Origin of the sequence: Stappia sp. BW2, from assembly GCF_008107695.1 — a bacterium.
Taxonomy (GTDB): domain Bacteria; phylum Pseudomonadota; class Alphaproteobacteria; order Rhizobiales; family Stappiaceae; genus Roseibium.
The window spans coordinates 1-26,401 of sequence record NZ_VIRG01000053.1 but is presented as its reverse complement, the minus strand read 5'-3'; the positions used below and the strand labels follow the sequence as shown (position 1 = coordinate 26,401).

The 26,401-nt window shown below is 61.1% G+C and carries 24 protein-coding genes; 10 read left to right on the top strand and 14 right to left on the bottom strand.

The window, feature by feature from the left end; genetic code table 11:
* Positions 1-21: 21 nt before the first annotated feature.
* From FMN63_RS04455 to FMN63_RS29800, 7 genes are all read left to right on the top strand, one after another.
* Positions 22-630: a TorD/DmsD family molecular chaperone gene (locus FMN63_RS04455; protein WP_148582754.1), complete on the top strand. Its 609-nt coding sequence runs from the start codon at positions 22-24 to the stop codon at positions 628-630.
* A gap of 58 nt (positions 631-688) precedes the next feature.
* Positions 689-889 (top strand): twin-arginine translocation pathway signal protein, encoded by a 201-nt coding sequence (locus tag FMN63_RS04450; RefSeq protein WP_148582753.1) that lies wholly within the window; start codon positions 689-691, stop codon positions 887-889.
* 104 nt (positions 890-993) lie between these two features.
* Positions 994-4,005: a formate dehydrogenase subunit alpha gene (locus FMN63_RS04445; RefSeq protein ID WP_148582752.1), complete on the top strand. Its 3,012-nt coding sequence runs from the start codon at positions 994-996 to the stop codon at positions 4,003-4,005.
* 12 nt (positions 4,006-4,017) lie between these two features.
* Complete coding sequence (gene fdh3B, locus FMN63_RS04440) at positions 4,018-4,611, top strand: formate dehydrogenase FDH3 subunit beta (protein ID WP_148582751.1); 594 nt, start codon at positions 4,018-4,020, stop codon at positions 4,609-4,611.
* Positions 4,612-4,748: 137 nt separating this feature from the next.
* Complete coding sequence (locus FMN63_RS04435) at positions 4,749-5,975, top strand: formate dehydrogenase subunit gamma (protein ID WP_162854990.1); 1,227 nt, start codon at positions 4,749-4,751, stop codon at positions 5,973-5,975.
* An 11-nt stretch (positions 5,976-5,986) separates the two neighbouring features.
* Positions 5,987-7,438 carry a c-type cytochrome gene (locus FMN63_RS04430; RefSeq protein ID WP_209000933.1) on the top strand — a complete coding sequence of 484 codons (1,452 nt, stop codon included), beginning with the start codon at positions 5,987-5,989 and terminating at the stop codon, positions 7,436-7,438.
* A complete protein-coding gene (locus FMN63_RS29800) occupies positions 7,435-7,563 on the top strand; it encodes a hypothetical protein (RefSeq protein WP_286192542.1) in 129 nt (42 codons plus the stop codon). The genes FMN63_RS04430 and FMN63_RS29800 overlap by 4 nt, the downstream gene beginning before the upstream one ends.
* 298 nt (positions 7,564-7,861) lie before the next feature.
* Here the strand turns inward: FMN63_RS29800 and FMN63_RS04425 are convergent, their stop codons facing one another.
* From FMN63_RS04425 to hutI, 10 genes are all read right to left on the bottom strand, one after another.
* Entirely contained in the window at positions 7,862-8,698 is an 837-nt protein-coding gene (locus tag FMN63_RS04425) for an ABC transporter substrate-binding protein (protein WP_148582750.1), read from the bottom strand.
* On the bottom strand, positions 8,695-9,516 hold the full coding sequence (locus tag FMN63_RS04420) for an ATP-binding cassette domain-containing protein (protein ID WP_148582749.1): 822 nt from the start codon (positions 9,514-9,516) through the stop codon (positions 8,695-8,697). Before FMN63_RS04420 ends, FMN63_RS04425 begins: the two co-directional genes overlap by 4 nt.
* Positions 9,509-10,216: an ABC transporter permease gene (locus FMN63_RS04415; RefSeq protein ID WP_148582748.1), complete on the bottom strand. Its 708-nt coding sequence runs from the start codon at positions 10,214-10,216 to the stop codon at positions 9,509-9,511. Before FMN63_RS04415 ends, FMN63_RS04420 begins: the two co-directional genes overlap by 8 nt.
* 151 nt (positions 10,217-10,367) lie before the next feature.
* Complete coding sequence (locus FMN63_RS04410; protein ID WP_148582747.1) at positions 10,368-11,918, bottom strand: TRAP transporter large permease; 1,551 nt, start codon at positions 11,916-11,918, stop codon at positions 10,368-10,370.
* Entirely contained in the window at positions 11,915-12,418 is a 504-nt protein-coding gene (locus tag FMN63_RS04405) for a TRAP transporter small permease subunit (RefSeq protein WP_148582746.1), read from the bottom strand. Before FMN63_RS04405 ends, FMN63_RS04410 begins: the two co-directional genes overlap by 4 nt.
* Before the next feature lie 599 nt (positions 12,419-13,017).
* Positions 13,018-14,115 (bottom strand): TRAP transporter substrate-binding protein, encoded by a 1,098-nt coding sequence (locus tag FMN63_RS04400; RefSeq protein ID WP_148582745.1) that lies wholly within the window; start codon positions 14,113-14,115, stop codon positions 13,018-13,020.
* An 87-nt stretch (positions 14,116-14,202) separates the two neighbouring features.
* Positions 14,203-15,885 carry a urocanate hydratase gene (gene hutU, locus FMN63_RS04395; RefSeq protein WP_148582744.1) on the bottom strand — a complete coding sequence of 561 codons (1,683 nt, stop codon included), beginning with the start codon at positions 15,883-15,885 and terminating at the stop codon, positions 14,203-14,205.
* A complete protein-coding gene (hutG, locus tag FMN63_RS04390; RefSeq protein WP_148582743.1) occupies positions 15,878-16,705 on the bottom strand; it encodes an N-formylglutamate deformylase in 828 nt (275 codons plus the stop codon). Before hutG ends, hutU begins: the two co-directional genes overlap by 8 nt.
* A complete protein-coding gene (gene hutH / locus FMN63_RS04385; RefSeq protein ID WP_148582742.1) occupies positions 16,692-18,248 on the bottom strand; it encodes a histidine ammonia-lyase in 1,557 nt (518 codons plus the stop codon). Before hutH ends, hutG begins: the two co-directional genes overlap by 14 nt.
* Positions 18,245-19,456, bottom strand: coding sequence for an imidazolonepropionase (gene hutI / locus FMN63_RS04380; RefSeq protein ID WP_148582741.1), 1,212 nt, complete (start codon positions 19,454-19,456; stop codon positions 18,245-18,247). Before hutI ends, hutH begins: the two co-directional genes overlap by 4 nt.
* Positions 19,457-19,530: 74 nt before the next feature.
* Between hutI and FMN63_RS04375 the strand changes: the two genes are divergently transcribed.
* Together FMN63_RS04375 and hutC are read left to right on the top strand one after the other, a co-directional pair.
* The gene (locus tag FMN63_RS04375; RefSeq protein WP_148582740.1) at positions 19,531-20,910 is read left to right on the top strand and encodes a formimidoylglutamate deiminase; all 1,380 of its coding nucleotides are present in this window, start codon (positions 19,531-19,533) and stop codon (positions 20,908-20,910) included.
* A 76-nt stretch (positions 20,911-20,986) separates the two neighbouring features.
* Positions 20,987-21,688: a histidine utilization transcriptional repressor HutC gene (gene hutC / locus FMN63_RS04370; protein ID WP_148582739.1), complete on the top strand. Its 702-nt coding sequence runs from the start codon at positions 20,987-20,989 to the stop codon at positions 21,686-21,688.
* Positions 21,689-21,974: 286 nt separating this feature from the next.
* On the opposite strand, the gene FMN63_RS04365 is transcribed toward hutC, so the two are convergent.
* The 3 genes from FMN63_RS04365 to FMN63_RS04355 form a co-directional block, all read right to left on the bottom strand.
* The gene (locus FMN63_RS04365) at positions 21,975-22,532 is read right to left on the bottom strand and encodes a hypothetical protein (protein WP_148582738.1); all 558 of its coding nucleotides are present in this window, start codon (positions 22,530-22,532) and stop codon (positions 21,975-21,977) included.
* A gap of 38 nt (positions 22,533-22,570) precedes the next feature.
* Entirely contained in the window at positions 22,571-23,038 is a 468-nt protein-coding gene (locus tag FMN63_RS04360; RefSeq protein ID WP_148582737.1) for a hypothetical protein, read from the bottom strand.
* 301 nt (positions 23,039-23,339) lie between these two features.
* Positions 23,340-24,362: a permease gene (locus FMN63_RS04355; RefSeq protein WP_148582736.1), complete on the bottom strand. Its 1,023-nt coding sequence runs from the start codon at positions 24,360-24,362 to the stop codon at positions 23,340-23,342.
* 85 nt (positions 24,363-24,447) lie between these two features.
* Here FMN63_RS04355 and FMN63_RS04350 point away from each other — a divergent pair, with 85 nt between their 5' ends.
* Entirely contained in the window at positions 24,448-25,305 is an 858-nt protein-coding gene (locus tag FMN63_RS04350; protein WP_148582735.1) for a LysR substrate-binding domain-containing protein, read from the top strand.
* Between the two features lie 261 nt (positions 25,306-25,566).
* On the opposite strand, the gene FMN63_RS04345 is transcribed toward FMN63_RS04350, so the two are convergent.
* Positions 25,567-25,950 carry a RidA family protein gene (locus tag FMN63_RS04345; protein WP_148582734.1) on the bottom strand — a complete coding sequence of 128 codons (384 nt, stop codon included), beginning with the start codon at positions 25,948-25,950 and terminating at the stop codon, positions 25,567-25,569.
* Positions 25,951-26,401 lie beyond the last annotated feature (451 nt).

Below are 26,401 nucleotides of genomic sequence, written 5' to 3'. Positions count from 1 at the left end.
TGTGGGAGGATAAAGGCTAGAATGGCCGTTGTGGCGAGGGAATTCATTATCGAACCGGAAGATCAGGCCCGGTCCGAATTATACGACTTTCTGGCACTGGTGCTCGCGCGCCCGGCCGGGGCGGAGCTGCTTGAGCAGATCGCCGGATTGCAGGGTGGCGACACGTCGCTTGGCAATGCCCTTGGTGCGCTTTCCAGAATTGCCGCGGTAACGACGCCGGAAACCGCCGAACGTGAATTCAATGCCCTTTTCATCGGCCTCGGGCGCGGAGAACTGCTGCCCTACGCCAGCTATTATCTGACCGGATTTCTCAATGAAAAGCCGCTGGCCAAGCTCCGTCAGGATATGGCGGAGCGCGGGATCGAACGTGCTGAAGACAAGCACGAACCGGAAGACAACATCGCTTCGCTGATGGAGATGATGGCCGGGATGATCCTCGGCCGATTCGGCAAGGTGACGTCTCTCAGCGAGCAGAAAAGCTTCTTCAACGCCCACATCGAACCGTGGGCAATACACTTCTTTACCGATCTGGAAGCGTCCGGAACCTCAGTGTTCTACGGCGCCGTCGGATCGTTGGGGCGCCAGTTCATGGAAATCGAGGCGCAAGGCTTCGACATGATCTCGAACTGACGGTTGCATCTGAAAGGGGTGGCTGCGCCATCTCTCTGACTAGAGGAGGAATGCGACAATGAAACAACCCGAAACGGCACACCCGAAAGAGGGGACAGGCCGCCGGGACTTCCTGAAGCTGGCGGCGATTTCCGCCCCGGTTGCCGTCACCACGGTTACCGCCGGAACCACCGCTGAAGCGGCTGAGCCCGACCTGGCTTCCGACAAGATGCAGGATACGGTTCATACCCGTGCCTACTACGACAGCGCCCGGTTCTAACCGGACCCTGTAATACCTTCCCGGCCATGGTTGCGAAACGCCCGGACGCCGGTTCACACATAACCCAGCCGTATCAGAATTTGATACAAGCAAGGTAGGGCAACATGCTTAGGAAAAAGACCAATGGGGTTGCGCGACGCCCCCAAGGTGCAAGTATCCTGAAAGACGCTGCACACAAGTCGGTTGACCGGCGTACGTTCCTCAAGGGATCCGGTCTTGCCGCAGGTGGCCTGGCGGCCATCACTGTGACCGGGGGAACGGTCACCAAAGCCAAGGCACAATCCACCGGCGACGCAGTTCAGACAGTTAAATCGATTTGCACGCACTGTTCGGTTGGCTGTACCGTCATCGCCGAAGTTTCCAACGGTGTCTGGGTCGGGCAGGAGCCCGGTTGGGACAGCCCGTTCAACCTGGGCGCCCACTGCGCCAAGGGGGCTTCCGTCCGCGAACACGCTCATGGCGAGCGCCGCCTCAAATATCCGATGAAAAAGGAAGGCGGCGAGTGGAAGCGGATCAGTTGGGACGAGGCGATCAACGAGATCGGCGACAAGATGCTGCAGATCCGCGACGAAAGCGGTCCGGACAGCGTCTACTGGCTCGGCTCTGCCAAGCACAGCAACGAGCAGGCTTACCTGTTCCGCAAGTTTGCAGGCTACTGGGGGACGAATAACGTCGACCACCAGGCCCGCATCTGCCACTCCACGACGGTTGCCGGCGTAGCCAACACATGGGGCTACGGCGCCATGACCAACAGCTACAACGACATCCACAATTCCAAGGCGATCTTCATCATCGGCGGCAATCCGGCGGAGGCACACCCCGTCTCCCTGCTGCATGTGCTGCGCGCCAAGGAACAGAACAATGCACCGCTGATCGTCTGCGATCCTCGGTTTACCCGCACCGCGGCCCATGCCGATGAATATGTCCGCTTCCGTCCGGGTTCGGACGTTGCCCTCGTCTGGGGCATTCTCTGGCATATCTTCGAAAACGGCTGGGAAGACAAGGAGTTCATCCGCACCCGCGTGTGGGGCATGGACCAGATCCGCGAAGAAGTTGCCAACTGGACGCCCGAGGAAGTCGAGCGTGTGACCGGTGCGCCGGCAAGCCAGGTGAAGCGCGTGGCGCGGACGCTTGCCAACAACCGTCCGGGCACCGTGATCTGGTGCATGGGCGGTACCCAGCACACCAACGGCAACAACAACACCCGTGCCTACTGCATTCTGCAGCTTGCACTGGGCAACATGGGCACCGCCGGTGGCGGCACCAACATCTTCCGTGGACACGACAACGTGCAGGGCGCGACCGACCTCGGTGTTCTCGCCGATACGCTGCCGGGCTACTACGGCCTGACGGCCGGGTCCTGGGCACACTGGGCGCGCGTCTGGGAAGAAGATCTGGATTGGCTGAAAGGCCGCTTCGGCACCATCAAGGGTGCTGACGGCAAAGACAAGGCCATGATGAACCTGAAGGGTATCCCGGTCAGTCGCTGGATCGACGGCGTGCTGGAAGCCAAGGACAACCTGGAGCAGCCGGACAATACCCGTGCGATGGTTCTGTGGGGCCATGCCCCGAACTCCCAGACCCGTCTGCCGGAAATGAAACAGGCTATGGAAAAGCTCGACCTTCTGGTCGTGGTCGATCCCTATCCGACCGTTTCGGCCATCCTGCATGACCGCACAGACGGCTGTTACCTTCTGCCGGCCTCGACCCAGTTCGAGACCCGCGGGTCGGTGACCGCCTCCAACCGTTCGCTGCAGTGGCGCGAGCAGGTGGTTGCCCCACTGTTCGAATCCAAGCCGGACCATGTCATTCTGGCCAAGTTCGCGAAGAAATTCGGTTTCGACGACCGTCTCTTCCGGAACATTGCGATGGACGGCGAGGAGCCGAACATCGAGGACCTGACGCGTGAGTTCAACCGCGGCATGTGGACCATCGGCTATACCGGCCAGTCGCCGGAACGGCTGAAGTCCCATATGGCCAACCAGCACACCTTCGACCGCACCACCCTGAGGGCGGTTGGCGGGCCGAACGACGGCGAGTTCTACGGCATGCCGTGGCCGTGCTGGGGGACCCCGGAAATGAAACATCCGGGCACCGCCAACCTCTACGACATGTCCATGCCGGTCGCTGAAGGCGGTCTGTGCTTCCGTGCCCGTTTCGGTGTGGAGCGCGACGGCCAGAACCTTCTGGCGGAGGGCGTCTCCAATCCGGGTGCGGAAATTCAGGATGGCTATCCGGAATTCACCATGCAGATGCTGGTCGACCTCGGCTGGGATGGAGATCTCACCGACGAAGAACGGCGGGTCATGGCGAATATCGTCGGCCTGGAGATGAAGCAGGAGCAGGCCAACGCCGCTGATGGCGAGGGCGATGCGACATCGGGCAAGAACGAAGAAGTCGGCGAACAGTCGATGACCTCCGTTCCGTCCGACTTCAACGAGAAGACGGCCACGATCAACTGGAAGACCGATCTGTCCGGCGGCATCCAGCGGGTAGCGATCAAGCACGGCTGCGCGCCTTTCGGCAACGCAAAGGCCCGTGCCGTCGTGTGGACCTTCCCGGATCCGGTGCCGCTGCACCGCGAGCCGCTCTACTCCAACCGGCGGGATCTGGTCGCGGACTATCCGACCTATGCCGACAAGTCGTTCTGGCGTGTTCCGACGCTCTATGCGTCGATCCAGAAGAACGACTTCTCCAAGGACTTCCCGATCATCCTCACGTCCGGCCGTCTGGTCGAATACGAGGGCGGCGGGGACGAAACCCGGTCGAACCCGTGGCTGGCCGAACTCCAGCAGAACATGTTCATCGAAATCAATCCGCGGGATGCCAACAATCTCGGGGTGCGGGACGGTGCGCAGGTCTGGGTCGAAGGCCCGGAAGGCGGCAAGGTCAAGGTCATGGCAATGGTGACCGAACGTGTCGGCGAAGGCGTTGCCTTCATGCCGTTCCACTTCGGCGGTCATTACCAGGGCGAGGATCTCAGGTCCAAGTATCCGAAAGGTGCCGACCCCTATGTGCTCGGGGAAAGCACCAACACCGCTCAGACCTACGGGTATGACTCGGTGACTCAGATGCAGGAAACCAAAGCCACTCTCTGCAAGATCTCGGCAGCGTAAGGAGGACAACAAATGGCAAGATCAAAGTTCCTTTGTGACGCCGAACGCTGCATTGAATGCAATGCCTGCGTCACGGCCTGCAAGAACGAGCATGAGGTGCCGTGGGGCATCAACCGCCGCCGGGTGGTAACCATCAACGATGGCAAACCGGGCGAACGGTCGATCTCCGTGGCCTGCATGCACTGCTCGGACGCACCCTGTATGGCGGTGTGCCCGGTGGACTGCTTCTACCAGAGCGAAGAAGGTGTGGTGCTTCACTCGAAGGACCTGTGCATTGGCTGCGGCTACTGCTTCTACGCCTGTCCGTTCGGCGCTCCGCAGTTCCCGCAAGCGGGTAACTTCGGTTCGCGCGGCAAGATGGACAAATGCACCTTCTGTGCCGGCGGTCCGGAAGAAAACAACTCCACCGCAGAATTCGCGAAATACGGCCGTAACCGTATCGCGGAAGGCAAATTGCCGCTCTGCGCGGAAATGTGCTCCACCAAGGCCCTGCTCGCGGGCGATGGCGACGTCGTGTCGGCCATTTACCGTGAACGTGTGGTGGCTCGCGGCTTCGGCTCGGGCGCCTGGGGCTGGGGCACTGCTTACGGCCAGAAAGGCGGCTGATCCTGAAGGGTGAGGACAGTCCGGTTTACCCGGACCGTCCATCACGCCTCGGGGCATGCCTGAAAGAAACGTAAGCGGGGCGGCTTTGAGGCCGCCCCGCTCGTCTCCGGTTGTAATCGACAAAGAGGTTTGCGGTCATGAAACGCGTGACTATGGCTTTGCTTGTTCTTCTGACCCTTCTTGGAGCTGGTCTGGGAACCGGGCTTGCGCAGGATACGTCCGCCGACCGGTCCGCGACCGGCGGGGCACAGACCCTGGAAGACATCATGAAACGCCAGCGCGGCGAGAAGGTCGACTATGACTTCCGCCGCAACAATACCGGCGATCCGAACGACGCGGCGGCCATCTCCTCGCAGCTCGGCACGCGTGGCGGCGTCTCCGATCCGGAGCTCTGGCGGGCGCTGAGATACGGGTCCGCCGACGTGACCACAACGTCCGGCGGCTTCGCCGCGACCGTGCTCATGCAGGATGGCGGTATGCGCTGGCTGGCATGGCGCAAGGGGCCGCTTGCGACCTATGGTGCCTGGCTGCTGGGCGCGACCATCGTTCTGCTGGCCCTTTTCTATCTCATTCGCGGACGCATCCGCATCGACGGCGAAAAGACCGGCTACACCATCACCCGCTTCAAGGCCATCGAGCGTTTCGGGCACTGGTTGGTGGCAGGGTCCTTCGTTCTGCTCGCGATCACCGGCCTGCTGACCCTGTTCGGGCGCTTTGTCATTATCCCGTTGATCGGCAAGGAAGCGTTCGCACCTGCCGCGCATTTCTCCAAGTGGATTCACAACAACGTCGGCTGGGCCTTCATGCTGGGCCTGATCATGGTGTTCGTGATGTGGGTGGCCCACAACATTCCCAACAAGACGGACCTGAAATGGATCGCAGTCGGGGGCGGGCTGTTCAAGAAAGGCGTTCATCCACCGGCCAAGAAATTCAACTTTGGCCAGAAGCTGGTGTTCTGGGGTGTGATTGTGCTGGGCGCTTCGATTTCCGTTTCCGGGCTGTCTCTGCTGTTCCCCTTCGAAATGCCGATGTTCGCCGCGACCTTCGAAAAGTTGAACGCCATCGGCCTGCCTCAGCTGGTCGGGTTTGGCCCATTGCCGAGCGAACTTGCACCACATGAGGAAATGCAGTTCGCGCAGCTCTGGCACGCGATCGTTGCCTTTCTGATGATGGCGCTGATCCTGGCGCATATCTACATCGGGTCCATCGGCATGGAAGGCGCCTTCGACGCCATGGGCTCCGGCGAGGTTGAGCTGCAATGGGCGAAGGAACACCACGGCTTGTGGGTGGAGGAAATGAAAGAAGCGGAAGAGCTCGCCGCCGCCAAACACTCCGGCGGTGACAAAGCGGTTCCGGCTGAATAGGCCAATGTGAGATGATGGTCGGCTCGGTCTGCAGGAAAGAACTGTCGGCTGGAACGGAAAACCTGCCGGATTGCCGAGCAGGCCTTGTGACCGGGGCCGCTCCGGCATGGCCATCTCTGCGCAAGTGGGGACCGAGGGTCCTTCATCGCCTGTTGTCTGCGCTGTCCTTTTCGCTCAGCGTTTCAACGGCGGGGTTTGCTGCAGATTTCCAGACGCTGAAAGGCCATGGCGGTCCGATCATGGACATCGATGTCTCACTTGAGACCGGGCAGGTGGCGACCGCCAGTTTCGACAATTCTGTCGGCATCTGGACAGACCGGGCCCCGCGCTGGCTGGAAGGCCATGCGGCGGCGGTCAAGGTGGTCCAGTTCCTTGACGGCGGGCACCTGGTTTCAGGCGGAGACGACAACGACCTTATCCTCTGGGACACCGACGATGGCTCGTACCAGGTCCTGGAAGGGCATACGGCCAAGATCATGGGACTTGCGATTTCTCCGGACAAGACGACGATTGCCAGTGCGAGCTGGGATGCGCGTGTCGGCCTGTGGCCGGTTGACAGTGGCGCACCGGTCTTTCTGGCCGGGCACACTGCCGGTGTGAATGCGGTCGCGTTTTCACGAGACGGGCAGCAGCTTTATTCCGCTTCGGTCGACGGGTCGATCAAGCTCTGGGATCTGGCAAGCAGCAGTGAAAAACGGGTCATCGATCGCAACGGTTTCGGCATCAACGTCATGGCCGTTGGCGGCGAGGGCGAGCGGGAAAGCTGGCTTGCCTATGGCTCACAGGATGGGGTGACGCGGATCGTCGATATTGAAACGGGCGAGCGGCTGCAAGACTTCTCCTTCGAACGCCGCCCGATATTGGCCATGGCGGTCAGTCCCGACGGCTCCCGTCTCGCGACCGGCGACGGTCACGGCTACATCACCGTGTTCAACACTCAGTCCTGGGCCTTGGAAACGGATTTCCGCGCAGCCTTGAAGGGGCCGATCTGGGCACTTGCCTTTTCCAAAGATGGCGATGTGTTGCATGCGGGCGGCATCGAGAACATCGTCTATTCCTGGCCTCTGGCAGAGCTTGCCACGTTCGATCCTATGGCAACCGAGACACCGAAATTCCTGAAGAAGCCGGAAGAGATGTCCAACGGCGAACGGCAATTCGCGAGGAAGTGCTCCATTTGCCATGCACTGACCGGCGATACGGCGCGCAAGGCCGGGCCCACGCTGCACAACGTCTTCGGCCGGCGTGCGGGCACAGTGCCGGACTACCCTTATTCTGCGACCTTGTCGGGATCTGATATTATCTGGTCGGAAACGACGATCGATCAGCTTTTCCTCGACGGACCGGACCACTATATTCCCGGCTCAAAGATGCCGATGCAGCGGATTGTCGAACAGCAAGACCGCGATGATCTGATCGACTATCTGAAATCGGCGACGGCGCCATCCGAAGGAGATACCCAATGAAAGCCATGCTCATCGCGTTTGCCGCCATCATCGTGATTGCCATTGGTGCCAACCAGGCCCTGGAGCACCTGGGCTTCTCCAGTGCTGACTTCAACACCAGTTCGTCCGTGCGGCTGGGGGAATAAGCTGGAGGATAAAGGCGGGGTTTGCTCGAGGGAAAGGTGCACCTGAATCTCCCTCCGGCGTTTACGCATCCGACAGTCGGCAACAGTCAGGAACCTTCCGACATTTGGCTGGTCACACTGGGGAGCGTCGCAAGTGCCAGGGCGACACTTGAACCTTGAGGCAGGTTCTTCTGCCACAGGCAAGGTCAAAAAAAATCCCCCTCCTCACGAGAGAAGGGGGAAAGTTTGAGCGGAGAAAGCGACACAGAAATCTATCTGGCTCCGCTCACTTCGGAGATGAGGAAGCTGACCGGCTGGCTCAGCTCGAACCCTTGTCCGCATTCGGGAAAAACAGTTGCTGGCCGTCGACCTTGTAATCGGCGATCGCCTGCTGACCTTCCTTGGACAGGACCCAGTCGATGAACTCCTGACCGAGGTCGGCTTTCACATGGGTATGGACTTCCGGGTTCACCAGAATGACGCCGTACTGGTTGAACAGGATCGGGTCGCCTTCAACGGCAACCTTGTAGTCGCCCTTGTTGCCGAAAGAGATCCAGGTGGCGCGGTCGGTCATGACATAAGCGCCCATGCCGGTGCCGGTGTTGAGGGTTGCGCCCATGCCGGAGCCGGTTTCACGGTACCAGTCGCCAGAACCTTCGGTCGGGTCGATGCCGGCGGCTTTCCAAAGGCGACGCTCTGCCTTGTGCGTGCCGCTGTCATCGCCGCGGGAGGCAAAGGGAGCCTTCGCTTCGGCGATTTTCTTCAGGGACGCAACGACATCTTCTGAACCAGCAACACCTGCCGGATCATCAGCCGGGCCGACAATGACGAAGTCGTTGTACATCACGTCGGAGCGCGAGACGCCGAGACCGTCGGCGACGAATTTTTCTTCAGACGGTTTGGAATGAACGAACAGGACGTCGCCATCGCCATTGGCGGCGTTCTTGATGGCCTGGCCTGTGCCGACGGCAACCACGCGCACTTCAATGCCGGTCTTTTCCTTGAAAATCGGCAACAGATAGTCGAACAGACCCGAATTCTGGGTCGAGGTGGTGGACTGGACGACGATGAATTTGTCTTCCGCGAAGCTCGGCTGACCGACGAATACGGTCGTCAGGACTGCAGCGGCGAGTGCCAGAAATGCTCTTCTGATCAATTTTTTCTCCCAGGATAATTATTGAGTGATTGGGTGTTGGGTCCAAGGTAAAGCCGGCCGTCCCGCCAGGCGCGAACGGGTTCGCTTCTGGGGTTGGCCAGCACTTTTTCGACGGGTCCCGTTTCGACAACGGTGCCGTCCTGCAAAAACACCAGATCCTCGCCGAGGCGTTTTGCCTGTCCGGCGTCATGGGTCACCAGAACGATGGTGACGCCGCGGGCATTGGCTTCCAGGATCAGGGTTTCGATGGCAGCGGTGGAGGCCGGGTCGAGATTGGCAGTGGGTTCGTCGAGAAACAGAAGGTCAGGTTCACAGGCGAGCGCGCGCACCAGAGACAGACGCTGTTGTTCGCCGCCGGACAGAACGCGCGCCGGACGGCGTGCAAGGTGGCTGAGCCCCGCCGTTTCCAAAGCGGTCCTGATCTTTTCGGCGCGTTCGTTGCCACGCAGGCCGCGAACGCTCAAGGCGAACTTGAGATTGGCGATGACCGACCGGCGCAGCAGCACGGGCCGCTGGAAGACCATGGCCTGGGCGCGCCGGGCCGTGGCGTCCATTCGGCCGCCTTGCCACAGGATAGCGCCTTCCTGCGGCTGAAGCAGACCGTGCATGAGCCGCAGCAGCAGGCTCTTGCCGGCGCCGTTGGGGCCCATGATAAGGGTGCGCGATCCGCGGCGAATGGCGACGTCCACGTCGTGCAGCAGCTTTTCGCCGCCTGCCGAAAACCCGAGACGTCTGACATCCAGCAAGGGATTGTGTGCCACCTGGCCGTGTGGCATCGTGGAGGCGACGCCCGGAGTGTCGAAAGCTGCATCACGCATAGGCGGCCCTCGCGGCTGAGGCACGCAAGGCCATGACACCGGCATTCACGGCAAAGGCGATCATCAGCAGGATCACGCCAAGCGCCAGGGCGAGCTGGAGATTGCCCTTGGAGGTTTCAAGCGCGATGGTGGTGGTCATCACGCGGGTGACGTGGTTGATGTTGCCGCCGACGATGATGACCGCCCCGACTTCGGCGACCGCCCGACCAAAACCGGCCAGGGCAACCGTCAGCAGGCTGTAACGGGCATCCCAGAGCATGGCTGTCAGCCGGTCGAAGGCACCGACGCCGAGCGAGGCGAATTGTTCGGAATATTCGCGGTTGAGATCTTCAATCACCTGCCGGGTCAGCGCAGCGACGATCGGTGTCACAAGCACCATCTGCGCGATGATCATGGCTGTCGGTGTATAGAGCAGACGCAGTGGCCCGAGCGGGCCCGAGGCTGACAGCACGAGGTAGACGAGCAGCCCGACCACGACAGGCGGAAGGCCCATCAGCGCATTGAGAATGACGGCCAGAAGCGTTCTTCCGGGAAAATTGAAAGTGCCGACCGCAGCGCCGAGGGGCAGGCCGATCACGCAGGCCAGAAAGACAGCCGTCAGGGTGACCCGCATGGACAGGCCGATGATCTCCATCAGATCCGGATCCAGCGCGATAACCAAGCCAAAAGCACCGGCAAATGCGCCCCAGAAACTGTCCATTCTTTTTATTTCTCCCTAGCTTTGGGAAAAAATAACGTAAAACGTCAAAGAATGAAACTCCATGTACGACATAGATAAGCACAAAAAAGCCGCAGCGGGTTCTGCTGCGGCTTTTCGGGGGTATCGAGATTTTTACCGGGGCGCCGACTTCCTAATAAAGCCAGCCGGGGAGCCAGGTCGCGAACATCGGGAAGCTCCAGAGGATGGCCACGGCTACAATCTGCAGGACGATGAAGGGCACCACGCCGCGGTAGATCTGACCGGTGGTGATTTCCTTCGGGGCCGCGCCTCTCAGATAGAACAGCGAGAAGCCGAACGGCGGGGTCAGGAACGAGGTCTGCAGGTTGATGGCAATCAGCACCGTCAGCCAGATCGGGTCGATGCCCATCAGGATCAGCGGCGGGATCAGGACCGGCAGCAGGATCACCGAAATCTCGACGAAATCCAGGAAGAAGCCGAGAACGAAGACAAACAGCATCGCGAAGATCAGCGCGCCTGTCGGGCCGCCCGGCATTTCCTGCAGAATGTCATGCACCCGGTCTTCCCCGCCAAGACCGACGAACACCAGCGAGAAGAAGCTGGCCATCAGGATCGTGGCGAAGATCATCGAGGTGACAGTCAGCGTCGAGAGCATCGAGGCTTTCAACAACCCGTCCGCGAAAGCCTTCTTCAGTATGTGCAGAACGACGCCCAGGGCAAACAGCGCAAGCCCCGCATAGATCGCTGCAATGACGTAGCCACCGGTGGTGATATCGGAGCGCTGCAGGCGGATTGGCAGGAGGGACGCGGCGACGGCAAGCGTGAGGAGGGCGGCCGTTGCCAGCACGATGAGCCTTGAGGAAACACCGAGGCGGCGCCCTGCCAGAAGGATCGCCCCGACAGCGCCGACGGAAGCCGCCTCGTTGGGCGAGGCGATGCCGCCGAGGATCGAGCCGAGCACTGCGATGATCAGAAGGATCGGCGGTACGATGGCCGCGGCAATCTCGCGTCCGGATGGCTTGTCGATGTTTTCCGTCATGGCCGGTGCGTCGTTTGGGAACAGGTAGGCCCGGCCGACGATGTAGGCACAATAAACGGCGACAAGCAGCAGGCCCGGGATCATGGCGGCGGCAAAGGTCTGGCCGACCGAAATCGTCTCGATGGTGAACTTGCCCTGGGCGTATTGTGCCTGCTGGAAGGCGTTGGACATGACATCGGCCAGGATGATCAGCAGCGTAGACGGCGGGATGATCTGACCCAGCGTGCCGGCGGTACAGACCATGCCGGAGGCAAGTTTCGGATCATAGCCGTTGCGCAGCATCGTGGGCAGGGCGATCAGGCCCATGGCAACAACGGTGGCGCCGACAATGCCGGTGGAAGCTGCGAGCAGGGCGCCAACCAGCATCACTGAAACGCCGAGGCCGCCTCTCATGCGGCCGAAGAGACGGCCCATGGTTTCCAGAAGATCCTCGGCAATGCGGCTCTTTTCCAGAATGACGCCCATCAGGACGAATAAAGGGATCGCGGTCAGAACCGGGTTGGTGAGAACACCGAAGAACCGCTGGCCCATGGCGCCCATCAGCTGGATGTTGAAGTCGCCCATCATCCAGCCGAGCAGGGCAAATCCCGTGGCGACGCCCGCAATGGTGAAGGCAACCGGATAGCCCATCAGGATGAAGGCGATAAGCGCGCCGAACATGATGAGATCGAGAGGCAGGCTCATGCTGCAGCGCCTTTCAGCTTCTGAACATCGCGGATGAAGGCGGCCACACCCTGGATCAGCAGCAGCACGCAATAGGCGGGAATGAGGGATTTCAAAAGGAAGGAGGCGGGGATGCCGCCAACGGAAATGGGTCCTTCCAGAATGGCCCAGCTGCCGCGCACGGAGGGCCAGGAAAACCAGATCAGCAGGACGAGCGCCGGCGTCAGCAGAAACAGGTGACCGAAGATATCGATCCACGCCTTCGCGCGCTCGCTGGCCTTGGCATAGAAGATGTCGACCCGGACATGGGCATTGACGAGAAACGTGTAGCCTGCGCCGAGCATGAAGATCGCCGCATGAAAATACAGCACGCCCTCATCGAGGAAGATGAAGCTGTAGCCGAAGACGTATCGCAGCAGAACGATGGCGAATTGCAGCAGCAGCATCAACAGCGCTGCCCAGCACAGCGTGTTGCCTATGACCGAATTGACACGCTCCAGCGCGCCCGCCAGTTTTTCCATCGCAATCTGTCCTGCTTTCTCGATCCGCTTGCGGCCCCTCTGCCGCCTGCGGGGTAAGGTGTCGAAGTCTCTGTTATTGTCATCCCCGCGAAGGCGGGGAACCAGTAACCGTTGACCCCAATGCTGAACACCGCTCGGCTGCGGTGTACTGGATCCCGGATCTGCGCTTCGCTCCGTCCGGGATGACAAGTGGGGGGCATTGATAGGCGCCTTCAAACCTCCTGGCCTCTCCGCAGTTTCAAACCTCTCGGATATTCGTCATTGCAGGGCTCGACCCTGCAAACCATGCCGTTACCTAGAAACGACCTCAGGGGTGGAGAGGAAACGGAATAGATCCCATGGTCGAGCCATTGGATGACGAAAGCAGGGGCAACGTGATTTGTCCATTTGCCAAGTCACGAGGAAGACCCATCCCCATCCCCACCCAGAGCCTCATCCTGAGGAAGCGCGAAGCGCTGTCTCGAAGGTTCGGCCACGCGTGCCGGAACAAGGTGCCGATCTGTCAGACAGGCCACTGGTTCCCCTCAGGCGAAAGACAGGGCGATGAAACGCCGGCACATCGGGGAAACGGATTTCCCCGATGTGCGACGCCGCCCCGATCAGTCGTACCTGTAGTCGAGCAAGCGCGCGTTCATCTGGCCGTTGTCGGCATAAGGCATGTATTCGCGCATAAGCTTGCGGTAGGCGAGGAAGCTTTCGGTGATACGCTGCACCAGTTCGTCTTCGTCCACACGCAGGTCGGCGATGACTTCACCGGCGGCATTGCCCATGGCAACCATGACCTCGTCCGGAAGCTTTCTCACCATCACGCCATGATCGTTGACCAGCTGTGTCAGCGCCTGGGCATGCTTGGTGTTGTATTCCGTCAGAACATCATTGTAGAGGCTGGCGCAGGCACGCTGCACGGCTTCCTGCAGGTCGGCCGGCAGAGCGTTGTAGGCTTCCAGGTTGACGGCACATTCTTCTGCCGAAGACGGCTCGCCGACACCCGGCCAATAGTAGTTCTTGGCGATCTGGTAGTAGCCGAGTGCGCTGTCGGTCCAGGGGCCGATGAACTCGCCGGCATCCAGTGCGCCGGACTGGAGCGCCTGGAACATGGCCGGGCCGCTCATGGCCTGAACCGCCATGCCGAGCTTGGAGCACATTTCGGAAGCCAGACCCGTGGAGCGGAACTTCAGGCCCTTCAGGTCGTCAACGCTGTTGATCTCGTTGCGGAACCAGCCGGCCCACTGCGGACCGGAGTTGCCGCACAGGAACGGTTTCAGGTTGAATCGGGCGTAGATCTCGTCATAGAGCGCCTGGCCGCCGCCATGGATCATCCAGCCGGCCTGTTCGGGAGCAGTCAGACCGAACGGCTGCGAACCGAACAGCAGGATGCCCTTCGACTTGGAACCCCAATAGGCGGGAACCGCGTGGTAGAGCTCGGCCGTGCCCTGACCGACTGCATCGAACACGCCATTGCCCGGAACGATTTCGCCGGCTGCAAAGAGTTTCACCTCGATGCGGCCTGCAGAGAGCGCGGTGATGCGGTCTGCCAGCATCTGGGCGGCGACGCCCGGGCCGGGCAGGTTCTTCGGCCATGCGGTGACCATGCGCCATTGCTGCACATCCTGCGCAATGGCAGGTGCAGCCAGGGTGGAGGCTGCAACGGCGGCCGTGCCGGTGGCACCGGCTTTCAGAAAATCGCGTCTCTTCATGGTGTTACCTCTCTGTAAGGTTCAAGGATCGGAGCATCTCGCCGTGCTTGATCGCACTTTCGTTGCCGGGTCATCTTTCTGCGTCCGTCAGGACGCAGGATGACCCAGTATGGCCGGCAGGTTGAGCCCCTGTTCTTTCGCGCAGTCGAGCGCGATCTCATAACCGGCATCCGCGTGACGCATCACGCCCGTTGCCGGATCGTTCCAGAGCACCCGGCCAATCCGCCGGTCGGCGTCTTCCGTGCCGTCGCAGCAGATGACCATGCCGGAGTGCTGGGAAAAGCCCATGCCGACGCCGCCGCCATGGTGGAGCGACACCCAGGTCGCACCGGACGCGGTGTTGAGCAGGGCGTTCAGAAGCGGCCAGTCGGACACGGCGTCCGAGCCGTCCTTCATGGCTTCGGTCTCGCGGTTGGGCGAAGCGACCGAGCCACTGTCGAGGTGGTCGCGGCCGATCACGATCGGGGCTTTCAGCTCGCCGTCGCGGACCATTTCGTTGAAGGCAAGGCCCAGACGGTGGCGCTGGCCGAGGCCAACCCAGCAGATGCGTGCCGGCAGGCCCTGGAAGGCAATACGCTCGCGCGCCATGTCCAGCCAGTTGTGCAGGTGCTCGTCGTCCGGGATGAGTTCCTTCACCTTGGCGTCGGTCTTGTAGATGTCCTCCGGATCGCCGGAAAGCGCGCACCAGCGGAACGGGCCGATGCCGCGGCAGAACAGCGGGCGGATGTAGGCCGGAACGAAGCCCGGGAAGGCGAAGGCGTTTTCCAGGCCTTCTTCCTTGGCCACCTGACGGATGTTGTTGCCATAGTCCAGCGTCGGCACACCCATATTCCAGAAATCGACCATGGCAGCGACATGCACCTTCATGGATGCGCGCGCGGCCTTTTCGACGGCCTTCGGATCGGTCTCGGCCTTGGCACGCCATTCGGCGACGGTCCAGCCCTGTGGCAGGTAGCCGTTGACCGGGTCGTGGGCGGAGGTCTGGTCTGTGACGATGTCCGGCTTCACGCCGCGCTTCACCAACTCGGAGAACACATCAGCGGCGTTGCCGATCAGGGCGACGGACTTGGCTTCACCCGCCTTTGTCCAGCGGTCGATCAGCGCCAGGGCCTCGTCGAGAGAGTGGGTCTTTTCATCGACATAGCGGGTGCGCAGGCGGAAGTCGGCGCTTTTCTCGTCGCACTCCACTGCAAGGCAGCAGGCGCCTGCCATGACGGCGGCAAGCGGCTGGGCGCCGCCCATGCCGCCGAGACCGCCGGTCAGGATCCAGCGGCCCTTCAGGTTGCCTTCATAGTGCTGGCGGCCGGCTTCCATGAAGGTTTCATAGGTGCCCTGCACGATGCCCTGGGTGCCGATATAGATCCAGGACCCGGCGGTCATCTGGCCGTACATGGCCAGGCCCTTCTTATCCAGCTCGTGGAAATGGTCCCAGTTGGCCCAGTTCGGCACCAGGTTGGAATTGGCGATCAGAACACGCGGGGCGTCCTTGTGGGTCCGGAAAACACCGACAGGCTTGCCGGACTGGACCAGCAGCGTCTCGTCTTCCTCAAGGGTCTTGAGGCTTGCGACGATGCGGTCGAAGTCGTCCCAGGTGCGCGCGGCGCGGCCGATGCCGCCGTAGACGACCAGCTCATGCGGGTTTTCCGCCACATCCGGATGAAGGTTGTTCATCAGCATGCGCAGCGGGGCTTCGGTCAGCCACGACTTGGTGTTGAGTTCGGTGCCGGTGGGCGGGAATACGTCGCGGGCGTTGTGGCGGCGATCAGTCATTGTTCGCTCCCTGGGTGTTGTTCTGGAACAAGGTCGGCGCAAGGGTTTCCAGTGCGCTCAGAATCTTTCTGAGATGGACCCGAAGCCGGTCGGCCCTGGCCTCGTCATAGGCAAAGGGCGTGTCTTCGGTGGCAAGATGGGTCTTCTGGGCGAGCTCCATCTGTATGGCGTGAAAGCCTTCGGCCGGCTGGCCGTAGTGCCGTGTCGTCCAGCCACCCTTGAAGCGGCCGTTGAGGATCGACGTGTAGCCTTCCGCTGCTTGCGTGCAGCCGACAACGGCAGCCTCAATCGCGCGGGCGCAGGTCGTTCCGTTGTTGGTGCCGGTGTTGAAATCCGGCAGCGTGCCTTCAAACAGGAACGGCACGACAGAGCGGATCGAGTGGCAGTCGCACAAGATGGCGACGCCGTGTTTTGCCCGCACCCGTTCCATTTCCGCCAGAAGGGCGGCGTGGTACGGGGCGTGCCAGGCAAGCCGCCGGGCTTCGATGTCGTCCGCCTCAGGCTCCATGCCGGGGTGGTAGAGCGGGCGGCCGTCGAAATCGGTCGTCGGGCAAAGGGTCGTGGTGTTCTGGCCCGGATAAAGGCTGACACCCTTCGGGTCGCGATTGGCGTCGATCACGTAGCGGTGGAAGTTGGCCTTCACCATGGTCGCGCCGGGCAGCAGGCCGGAATAGAGCCGGTCCACATGCCAGTCGGTGTCGGCCAGCTTCAGGCCGGTGTTGTTGAAACGGGCCTTGATGTCGTCCGGCACGAAGGTGCCCGCGTGGGGCACGCCGAGAACGACCGGGCTGTCTCCGCGAATGACATCAACCGGCTGCATGGGCGTCTCCCAGCGTGATCATGTGGCCGGCTGAGATTGCCGAAACCAGCTCGCGGCTGCGGATCAGGCCGGCCGCGGTTTCAAGGTCCGGCGCCATGTAGCGGTCCTTTTCCAGCGAGGGAACGATACCGCGGAGGCTGTCCACCACGGTCTGCAGCGAGGCGCTGGTCTTCAGCGGGGCGCGGTGCTCGATGCCTTCTGCGGCACACAGCAGCTCAACCCCCAGGATCTGGCTGAGGTTGGCGTTCATGCGTGCAAGGCGGCGGGCGCCGTGGGCGGCCATGGAGACATGGTCTTCCTGGTTGGCGCTGGTCGGGGTGGAGTCCGTCGAGCACGGATTGGCCAGATGCTTGTTCTCGCTCATCAGGGCGGCGGTGGTGACTTCGGCAATCATCATGCCGGAGTTCAGGCCCGGGTCCTTGGCGAGGAACGGCGGCAGGTCAAACGACAGGGTGGGGTCGACCATCAGCGCGACGCGGCGCTGGGAAATCGCGCCGAGTTCGGCAATGGACAGCGCAATCTGGTCGGCGGCGAAGGCAACCGGCTCGGCGTGGAAGTTGCCACCGGAGACGATCCGGTCGGCATCGATCAGCACCAGCGGGTTGTCGGTCGCCGCATTGGCCTCGATCTCCAGCGTGCGGGCGGCCATGCGCAGCAGATCGACACAGGCGCCGGCCACCTGGGGCTGGCAGCGGATGCAGTAGGGGTCCTGCACGCGGGTGTCGCCTTCGCGGTGGCTTTCACGGATTTCCGAGCCATCCATGATGGCGCGCATGGCCCTTGCCACTTCGATCTGGCCGCGATGGCCGCGCAGTTCGTGGATTTCCGGCAGGAGCGGCGCCGTCGAACCCATGATGGCGTCGGTGGAAAGGCTTGCCGTCATCAGGGTCGCTTCGGCCAGACGCCAGGCGTCGAAGAGGCCGGTGAGCGCGCAGGCGGTCGAAAACTGCGTGCCGTTGATCAGGCCGAGGCCCTCCTTGGGGCCAAGCACCACCGGTTTAAGACCGGCTTTGGCAAGGGCTTCGCCGCCGGGCATGCGGGTGCCGCCGAAGTCGGCTTCGCCTTCGCCGATCAGGACGGCGGTCATGTGGGCCAGCGGGGCCAGATCGCCGGATGCGCCGACAGACCCTTGCGAGGGTACCATCGGCGTGACGTTCTTTGCCAGGCACGCCTCGATCAGCTTCATCACATCAAAGCGCACACCAGACGCGCCGCGGCCCAGCGACATGAGCTTCAGCACCATCATCAGGCGCGTGGTGGTTCTGTCGAGCGGTTCGCCAACGCCGCAGCAATGGGAAAGGATCAGGTTCCGCTGCAGGGTTGCCGTGTCTTCCGGGGCGATCTTCACGCTGGCAAGCTTGCCGAAGCCGGTGTTGACGCCGTAAACCGCGTCGCCGCCCTGTGCGGCCTTGGCAACACGCTCGGAGGCAAGATTGATCGCGGCTTCCGCCGCCCGGTCGATGCGCACCGGCAGTTCTTCGCGGTAGATGCGTTCCAGATCCGCCAGGGTCACGGCACCGGGCGTCAGGGTGAGGGCGCTCATTCAGAGCCTCCGAAAATGCGTTTGAAGAGAGAGTTGAAGCCGATCCGATAGGAAAGCTCCGCCGGGTGGGTGACGTTCCACACTGCCAGATCCGCCCGGTTGCCGGGGGCCAGCGTGCCCTGGTCACCCAGACCAAGCGCCCTGGCAGCTTCGCGGGTGACACCGGCCAGCGCTTCTTCCGGTGTCATGCGGAACAAGGTGCAGCCCATGTTCATGGTCAGCAGCAGCGAGGTGAGGGGGGATGACCCCGGATTGCAGTCCGTTGCCAGCGCGACAGGCACCTTGTGCTGGCGCAAAAGATCCAGCGGCGGGTATTGTGTTTCGCGCAAGGTATAGAACGCACCGGGCAAAAGCACCGCGACGGAACCGCTTTCGGCCATTGCCTTGACACCGGCTTCGTCCAGATATTCCAGGTGGTCGGCGGATAGCGCGCTGTAGGAGGCGGCCAACGCCGCGCCGTTCAGGTTGGAGAGCTGCTCTGCGTGCAGCTTCACCGGCAGGCCGATCTCTTTTGCCTTGTCGAACACCTTGCCGATTTGTTCCGGCGAAAAGGCGATGCCTTCGCAAAACCCGTCGACGGCATCCACCAGACCTTCGGCATGTGCGGCTTCCAGAGCGGGCAGGCAGATCTTTTCCAGATAGGTGTCGGCCTTGTCCTTGTATTCGGCCGGAATGGCATGAGCGCCCAGAAAGCTGGTCTTGACGGTGATCGGGCGCAGCTTGCCGATCTTGCGGGCGGCGCGCAGCATGCGCAGCTCGGTTTCCCGGTCGAGGCCATAGCCGGACTTGATCTCGATGGCGGTCACGCCCTCGGCAATCAGCGCATCAACACGGGGCAGGGCGGCTTCCAGAAGCTGCTTTTCGCTGGCTGCCCGCGTTGCCTTGACCGTGGAAACGATGCCGCCGCCGGCGCGGGCAACTTCTTCATAGCTGGCGCCCTCAAGGCGCATTTCGAATTCGCGCGCCCGGTCGCCGCCGAAAACAACATGGGTGTGACAGTCGATCAGCCCCGGGGTTACCAGCCGTCCGTCAAGATCATCGGCGTTGAGCGATGTGTAGTGGGACGGCAGATCGGCGGCCTTGCCGATCCAGGCAATCCGGCCGCCCTCTGTGACCAGCGCACCGTCTTCAATCAGGCCGTAGGGCGCTCCGTTCGCGGTGAGCGTCGCCAGCCTGGCGTTTGTGAGGAGGCGTTTGAGCACGTCCATCTCCGGCTTGATTAGATTGCGTTATAAGATAATATGCATGCACATATTAACGTGTCAACGGAGGAAAAGACGGCATGTCGACAGTTTCGGGCGCGACGGTTTTTGCGGAAAAGGCGCTTCTGGCCGATGGCTGGGCGGAAAATGTCGCCGTCAGGGTCGGCCCGGACGGCCGCATCGCCACCGTTGAAAGAGAGGCCCGGCCGGAGGGCGAGCGCGTTGGCATTCTTCTGCCGGCGCCCGTCAACCTGCACAGCCATGCCTTTCAGCGGGCCATGGCCGGCATGAGCGAGCGGCGCGGCAGCGAAAGCCGCGACAGTTTCTGGACCTGGCGCCAGATCATGTTCCGCTTTCTCGATGCCCTGACACCGGAAGATGTGGAAGCGATTGCCGCCTTCGTGCAGATGGAAATGCTGGAGGCGGGCTATGCCGCCGTTGGCGAGTTCCACTATCTGCACCACCAGCCGGGCGGGGCGCCCTACGCCAATCTGGCGGAAATGTCGGAACGCATCATGGCGGCCGCCAGCGACACCGGCATCGGCCTCACCCATCTGCCGGTCTTTTACCAGTTCGGCGGTTGCGACGGGCGGCCGCTGGCGGCCGGGCAGATCCGCTTCGGCAATGATTTCGACCGCTTCCAGAAACTGCACGCGCTTGCGTCCCAGGCGCTCAAGGCCCTGCCGGATGATGCGGTCATTGGCGTTGCCCCGCATTCGCTGCGCGCGGTGGACGCGGACGGCCTGAAGAACGCCGTTGCCCTTGCCGGTGGCAATCCGCTGCACATGCATCTTGCCGAGCAGATCCCGGAAGTGGACGAGGTTCTGAAGGCGACGGGGCAGCGGCCGGTGGAATGGTTGCTGGCCAACCACGCGGTGTCTGAAAACTGGTGCCTGATCCACTGCACGCAGATGACCTCCAGCGAGACCGCAGGCCTTGCGGCGACCGGCGCCATTGCGGGCCTGTGTCCGATCACCGAATCCAGCCTTGGCGACGGCATCTTCGATGGTGTCGACTATCTGGCGGCGGGCGGTCGCTTCGGCATTGGCTCGGATTCCAACATCCGCATCGCGCTATCGGAAGAGCTGCGCACGCTGGAATATTCCCAGCGGCTGCGCGACACCTGCCGGGCCTCTGTCGCCACGAAGGAAAAATCCACCGGGCGTGTGCTGTTCGACGGCGTGGTCGCCGGCGGTGCGCAGGCGGCGGGGCGTGCCGCAGGCAAGGTTACGGAAGGCGCGCTGGCCGATCTCGTCGCGCTGGATGGCACGGCCATCGATCTGGAAGGCCGGGACGGCGACGAAATTCTGGATGCCTGGATTTTTGCCGGTGATGACCGGATGGTCACGGACGTGTGGTCTGCCGGCCGGCATGTTGTTTCCGGCGGAAACCATGTAAAAGGCAACGCCATCCGCGCGAAATACCGGGCCACCATGGCCTCGTTGCGCGCCAGGCTTTGAAAAGGGCTTTGTAAACGGCTCTGAACAACGGCTTCGACAAACGGCCTTGAAGAACGACTTGAACGGATAAGACGACTTGGCGCTGGCGGACACAAATTCCTGGACGGGGATACGCGAGGAACTTCTTCGCAGGATCCATGACCGGATCTGGCAGCCGGGGGAGCAGATCCCCCATGAGGCCGATCTTGCGGAAGAGTTCGGCTGCGCCCGCACCACCGTCAACCGCGCCCTCAGGGATCTGGCCGAAAGCGGCCTTGTGGTGCGCAAGCGCCGGGCGGGAACGCGGGTCGCGCTCAACCCGCCCCAGCGGGCAACACTTACCATCCCGATCCTGCGTGAGGAAGTCGAAGCCCTTGGCCGCACCTACCGGCACAGCCTTCTGGAAAGGGACTTCCGGCCCCTGCCGCCGATGTTGCACGGCGCGTTCCAGGTCAGCCTCGGCGCGGACGTTCTGTTTCTGAAGACGCTGCACTTTGCCGATAACCGGCCCTATGTCTTCGAGGAACGCTACATAAATCTGGAAGCGGCCCCCGCGGCCCGCGACATGACGTTCGAGGACGTCAGCGCCAACGAATGGCTGGTCCACAACGCGCCCTACAGCCACGGCGACATTTCCTTCTTCGCCGTCAATGCCGACAAGACCCTGTCCCGCAAACTGGATGCCACCACGGGCGCGGCCCTCTTCGCCATGGAACGCATCACCTGGACCGGCCCCCTGCCCATCACCCACGTCCGCCTCATCTTCGCCCCGGGTTACCGGATGCGGACGGAGATTTGAAGGGGGGGCTCCTTTGGGGAAGGGGAATGACGGTTTTTCCGCACAGTCGTTGAAGCGGACACTCAAATAGAGCAAGACTTTTGTAGCTTTCGGCCCGGAGCTGCCGCTCGTCCGGTTCCACTTCGCTGCGGTGCGGCCAGTCGAAGGAGACATTCGCCGCAACTGCTCAACCAGGTAATTCGGCAAGGTCGGCAGCGCGGACAAAACGGACGTCCAGCCAATTGCAGAATTAGCTTAACCTCGTCTGGAACCGGAGTTTCGGAGTATGGCAAATTTAGATTTGATACTAGGGTTGATTGAGTTCGGTCAGTCGCAAATCTAGCCCCAGCGTGGTTGTTAGGAACTTGCTGAGGCCGGCGTTGTGGGACCCTGCCAATCTCCTCTCGGCACGAAGGAAGCCCGGCTTCCATCTGTACCCATAAGTCACCTCATTCATATTGAATGCTAAAATAAGGGGAGTTGTGGGCAATTGAGCGGTCACATCTGTTGCACGGTATGCCTCGCGCAAAATGCCGTTGGTTCTCACGTGCAGTTGAGTCCGCTTTGCTGAAATCGTGTCTGCAAGTAGGTTGAAGCCAACTTCTGAATTCTCCAGGCCCTGTTTCACTAGGCCATTACTAATGACGACGTCGGCCTGGGACAGGGTGATTTCCTCAGTGACAATGCAAAATCCTTCATTCGCCGCGCGTTGGACCAATTCTTCATTCTTGAAACGATGCCGCCGTGGCTCGCCCCTGATTTGGATCCAGCGTGCCTCGGAAATTCGAACCTTGGGACAATCTTCTTGCTGGACCAGTCGATAGAGCTTTCCGCGGGAAGAAAGATTGGGAGTTTTCGGCAGCACGCGCGTTGTGAATAGTGCAACACCGTCTGCAACATCGTTTAGCAGAACCCGTAGACAAAAGTCTCCACAACCGCGAAGACTGCTGACTTTAGCATCAATCGGCTGGCTACCACTAACGCCAGGATTTCCGGTTTAATGGGCTGCGGCTGAAGTTTATTATCACCGGACACAAGGTCACGCGCCTGTTCTACAAAATGAAATTTAACCCATCGCGGAACCGCGATTATAAGGACAAGTGTCAGAAGCAGGCCGATGATCCTGCGACCCCAGCGAGGCAGACGCATAAACGGCCTCGATACCAGCCAATATACAACAAGTAAAAAGAACAGCGGCGGAGCCCAAAATAGCAGAAGGGCCGGCAAGGCCAGAAAGATCCACACAAACCAAGTGAACGGACTGAGCACGAAGAAATATAAAAGAACGTAGGCAATCAGCGACCCCGCCCCCGATACGGCCAGGAGGACGTTGAAGAGTTTTGAATTCGCCTTCAGCAATCTGGCAAACATTTCGCCAATAGATTGCAACCAGCTTACTCTACGGTTAAATCCGCGATGCAAAATGAGGACTACACGTCCGCTTGGGGCTCTAAGCGGACTTGCGGCGGCGCAGCATCCCGATCCGGACCTTGGCTGGTGCCTGGTCGACACAAACGGCCCGAACCTGCCATTCACCTGCTGATAGGATGCTGCGATGCAGCCCGCTGAACCCGCCATCCGTTGCATCTGCGAAGGCGGCTGGCTACCAGACGCCGGCAATGCGGACCTTGCTGCCGTTGGCTGAATGTCTGCTTACCGATCACATTCAACCTCAGACGGCCCATCCGAAGACATACCCCGCTCCGAGCGACCCAAGGATCGCAAGCAGCAGATAAAGCATGAACGGTTTTAGTTTGAGAACCGGAGCGATGGCCATCGCGCCCCAAATGCTGACCACGCCGCCCGAGACCAGGAAGGCCATCGCCGCGCCTTCGGACATGCCGTTGTCCATCAACCCTCGCGCAAGCGGGAGCGCGGCGTACCCGTCGATATAGGCTGGAGCGCCCACGAAGACAGCGGCCGGTATGGCCCACCATTTGTCTTCGCCAACATAGGCTGCCAGTGTCCCAGGTGTCAGTGCGGCGTTCAGGGCATACTCGGCGGCAAATGCCGGGATCAGGCAGATCAGGATCAGCAGAGTGGTCGCCCAGAACTGTCTGCTGAACGATCTCCGGCGCGTCTCGGACCGCCAAACCCAAGGTTCGAATGGTTCATCCTCGCCGCATCGTGCAGCACTCAGTTGACGCGCAAGACGGTTATCTCGAAGCGCGTTCATTGCCCAAGGTTTCTTGGCGATAAGGCCGGTGATCGCGCCACCGAACAGGCCCAAACCGAACGCTGCGAGCGTCTTGCCAATCGCGAAGCTCAGACCCAGAGTTGCGGCGGTTGTCGCGAGCATCGCCGGGTCCGTTATCGGGGAGGACAGCCAGAACGCCATGATCGGAGCGAGTGGCACGCCCGCTGCCAGCAATCCGGCCATCAAGGGCAGCACAGTCACACCGCAGACAGGCGTGATGGCTCCGATCAACGACGCGGCCAAAACCGTTCTGAGCGTCCTGCCCTCGAATGCGCCAGCGATGTGGGTATCAGCGTCGCTGGCGATGATCCAGGCTGCAAGAACGATGCCCGGAATGACGATGGGAGCAACGGCAATTAGACCCCATACGACGAACCTTGCGGCGGGTTCGGCGTGTTCCGGCCAGGCAAGTCCGACGCCTGCCAACAGCAGCAGAGACACGCCCCATGCAAGGGGTTTCCGGTTGGATGGTCGGTGGGCAGCGGTCTGATCGGACATGGGATACTCCTCTGACCTTGAAAAATACTGCGGCACAAGACATCTGTAAAACGCATAGTTTCGATTTCGGATATTGGGAAAATAGATGGATAATCTGGATAGCGATCTTCTCCGAACCTTTGTCGCCGTGGCTGAGGCCGGAAGCGTGACGGACGGAGCAGCTCGCATTCATCGGTCCCAGTCTGCCACGAGTCTTCAGATCAAACGTCTCGAAGCGATCCTGGGTCAGCCAGTCTTTGACCGGCACGGTCGCGGGGTGGCCCTGAGCGACACGGGGCGAAAGCTCTTTCCTGTCGCTCAGGAGGTGATGGCCCGTCTCGACGCGGCACTGCGAGAGATTTCCCAGAACACTGTAAGCGGGAAGCTACGATTGGGGATACCCGACGATCACGGGCGAACCAAACTCGCAGAGATCATTGCGACTTTTACCCGCCATCACCCGAAAGTCGAATTGGATGTCACCTGCGCCTTGAGCACAAGCTTTCCCGAAGCCCTCGACAAGGGTTCGCTAGACCTTGCGGTGTATGAGGTCGAACACCCGTCCAGCCACGAGGAGATTCTTTATGAAGACCCGACTTGTTGGGTGTCGTCGGCGCACCGGAATTTTCAGATCGATGAATGCCTTCCGGTGGCCTTGTTCGATCATGCCTGCTGGTGGCGAGACGTGGCAGTCATTTCATTGCGAGCCCGTGCACAGCCATATCGCGTTGTCTACTCCAGCCAAAGCGTCTCTGGAGTGATTGCAGCAGTAGAAGCTGGGATCGGAGTGGGTCTGCTCGGCCGCTCATCGCTTCACGCAGGTTTATCAGTGGTGAACGAGGCATTGGGCTTCGGAAACACCCCTGCCTCCAAGCTGGTTATGAGATCCAGCAAGCCGAAAGACCAAGGGCCTCACGAAGCCATGAAGGCCGCTATCCGAGCCGCATTTATGGCCAAGCCATGAAAAGCTGACCTTCGCTGCGCTCTGTCGAATGGGCAGCTCGGGCTCCAAGCAGCCATTCGTTGCATCTGCGACGACAGCTGGCAATCAGACGCCGACACTGCAGACGAAGCCCGCGTTTGATGATGCGGATATGAAGTCAGTGTTCTGGATTGCCGTTGTTTAATCGGCGCTGTCGAAACAGATGTTTCCACTAGATGCACCCGTCGGCAGACCTTCACTGGTATCGGAACAATGGGCATCCACATATGTCGAGCAGTCAGATCATCCAGCCGCAGTAATATCAACTTCGACCTTGTACTGCCGCCGCCCAAGGGCCGGGACAACAACCAGTGTCCAGGGTGGCCGGTGTTCACCAACGACCTCGCGATGCACTTCGACATATCCCGGGATGTTTTCCTCCCCGACTATGAAGCTGATGACTTTGACGACATTCTCAATTCCGAACCCTTTCTGGTCCAGGATCGCAAGCGCGTTTGACCAAGCGATCCGGGCCTGTGCGTTGACGTTGTCCGGGCAGGTGCCATCCGGCCGCTCACCCAGTTGCCCGGAAAGCATCATCAAGGCAGCGCCCGGCGCGATATAGAACCCGTGAGTGTAGTGACTGGCCGGCGGCGCTATATGGTCTGGGGTCAGGGAAGTGATCATTCTTAGTCGTGCCTCACGAAAGATGGTTAGAAAATGCTGGTGCGGTCAAGCGGATCTCTTGCCCTTGCCGAGTTCCCGCTCCAAGTTCCCTGTGACCAGGTTTGTAGGGCCCGCGGCCAAATCATGCATCAGGCGGTACACGGCTACAAAGCCGAAATCGCTAAACCAGATCCCACAGTACATGGCAGACCTGTCGGTCCGGTGTTTTGTTGGCATGGTCGTTTGTTTTCTTGGGTTGAAGCCGCAACTCGCTGATTCATCAGCGGACTTGTCCGGCCTTATATGGCCAATGCCTCGTACTCCAGTGCATCGCGGACGGACTGCCGCTTGTTCCCCGTCAGCAACCATGAGACATATCGGCGAAATTGCCTAAGGAGGATTTCTGGCACATCGTAGCCCGCCAAGGGAGCGAAGATGAGACAGAAATCCGGGCCGCAGGAGTCGGCCGAAA

Bases quoted from the DNA above. Each gene is read 5' to 3' on its own strand.
- FMN63_RS04420 (WP_148582749.1), bottom strand. From the start codon at position 9,516: ATGCGTGATGCAGCTTTCGACACTCCGGGCGTCGCCTCCACGATGCCA.
- FMN63_RS04375 (WP_148582740.1), top strand. From the start codon at position 19,531: ATGTCGACAGTTTCGGGCGCGACGGTTTTTGCGGAAAAGGCGCTTCTG.
- FMN63_RS04405 (WP_148582746.1), bottom strand. From the start codon at position 12,418: ATGGAAAAACTGGCGGGCGCGCTGGAGCGTGTCAATTCGGTCATAGGC.
- hutG (WP_148582743.1), bottom strand. From the start codon at position 16,705: ATGCAGCCGGTTGATGTCATTCGCGGAGACAGCCCGGTCGTTCTCGGC.
- FMN63_RS04355 (WP_148582736.1), bottom strand. From the start codon at position 24,362: ATGTCCGATCAGACCGCTGCCCACCGACCATCCAACCGGAAACCCCTT.
- FMN63_RS29800 (WP_286192542.1), top strand. From the start codon at position 7,435: ATGAAAGCCATGCTCATCGCGTTTGCCGCCATCATCGTGATTGCCATT.
- FMN63_RS04430 (WP_209000933.1), top strand. From the start codon at position 5,987: ATGATGGTCGGCTCGGTCTGCAGGAAAGAACTGTCGGCTGGAACGGAA.
- FMN63_RS04400 (WP_148582745.1), bottom strand. From the start codon at position 14,115: ATGAAGAGACGCGATTTTCTGAAAGCCGGTGCCACCGGCACGGCCGCC.
- hutI (WP_148582741.1), bottom strand. From the start codon at position 19,456: ATGGACGTGCTCAAACGCCTCCTCACAAACGCCAGGCTGGCGACGCTC.
- FMN63_RS04450 (WP_148582753.1), top strand. From the start codon at position 689: ATGAAACAACCCGAAACGGCACACCCGAAAGAGGGGACAGGCCGCCGG.
- fdh3B (WP_148582751.1), top strand. From the start codon at position 4,018: ATGGCAAGATCAAAGTTCCTTTGTGACGCCGAACGCTGCATTGAATGC.
- FMN63_RS04435 (WP_162854990.1), top strand. From the start codon at position 4,749: ATGAAACGCGTGACTATGGCTTTGCTTGTTCTTCTGACCCTTCTTGGA.
- FMN63_RS04360 (WP_148582737.1), bottom strand. From the start codon at position 23,038: ATGTTTGCCAGATTGCTGAAGGCGAATTCAAAACTCTTCAACGTCCTC.
- FMN63_RS04345 (WP_148582734.1), bottom strand. From the start codon at position 25,950: ATGATCACTTCCCTGACCCCAGACCATATAGCGCCGCCGGCCAGTCAC.
- hutH (WP_148582742.1), bottom strand. From the start codon at position 18,248: ATGAGCGCCCTCACCCTGACGCCCGGTGCCGTGACCCTGGCGGATCTG.
- FMN63_RS04455 (WP_148582754.1), top strand. From the start codon at position 22: ATGGCCGTTGTGGCGAGGGAATTCATTATCGAACCGGAAGATCAGGCC.
- FMN63_RS04415 (WP_148582748.1), bottom strand. From the start codon at position 10,216: ATGGACAGTTTCTGGGGCGCATTTGCCGGTGCTTTTGGCTTGGTTATC.
- FMN63_RS04410 (WP_148582747.1), bottom strand. From the start codon at position 11,918: ATGAGCCTGCCTCTCGATCTCATCATGTTCGGCGCGCTTATCGCCTTC.
- FMN63_RS04350 (WP_148582735.1), top strand. From the start codon at position 24,448: ATGGATAATCTGGATAGCGATCTTCTCCGAACCTTTGTCGCCGTGGCT.
- FMN63_RS04445 (WP_148582752.1), top strand. From the start codon at position 994: ATGCTTAGGAAAAAGACCAATGGGGTTGCGCGACGCCCCCAAGGTGCA.
- hutU (WP_148582744.1), bottom strand. From the start codon at position 15,885: ATGACTGATCGCCGCCACAACGCCCGCGACGTATTCCCGCCCACCGGC.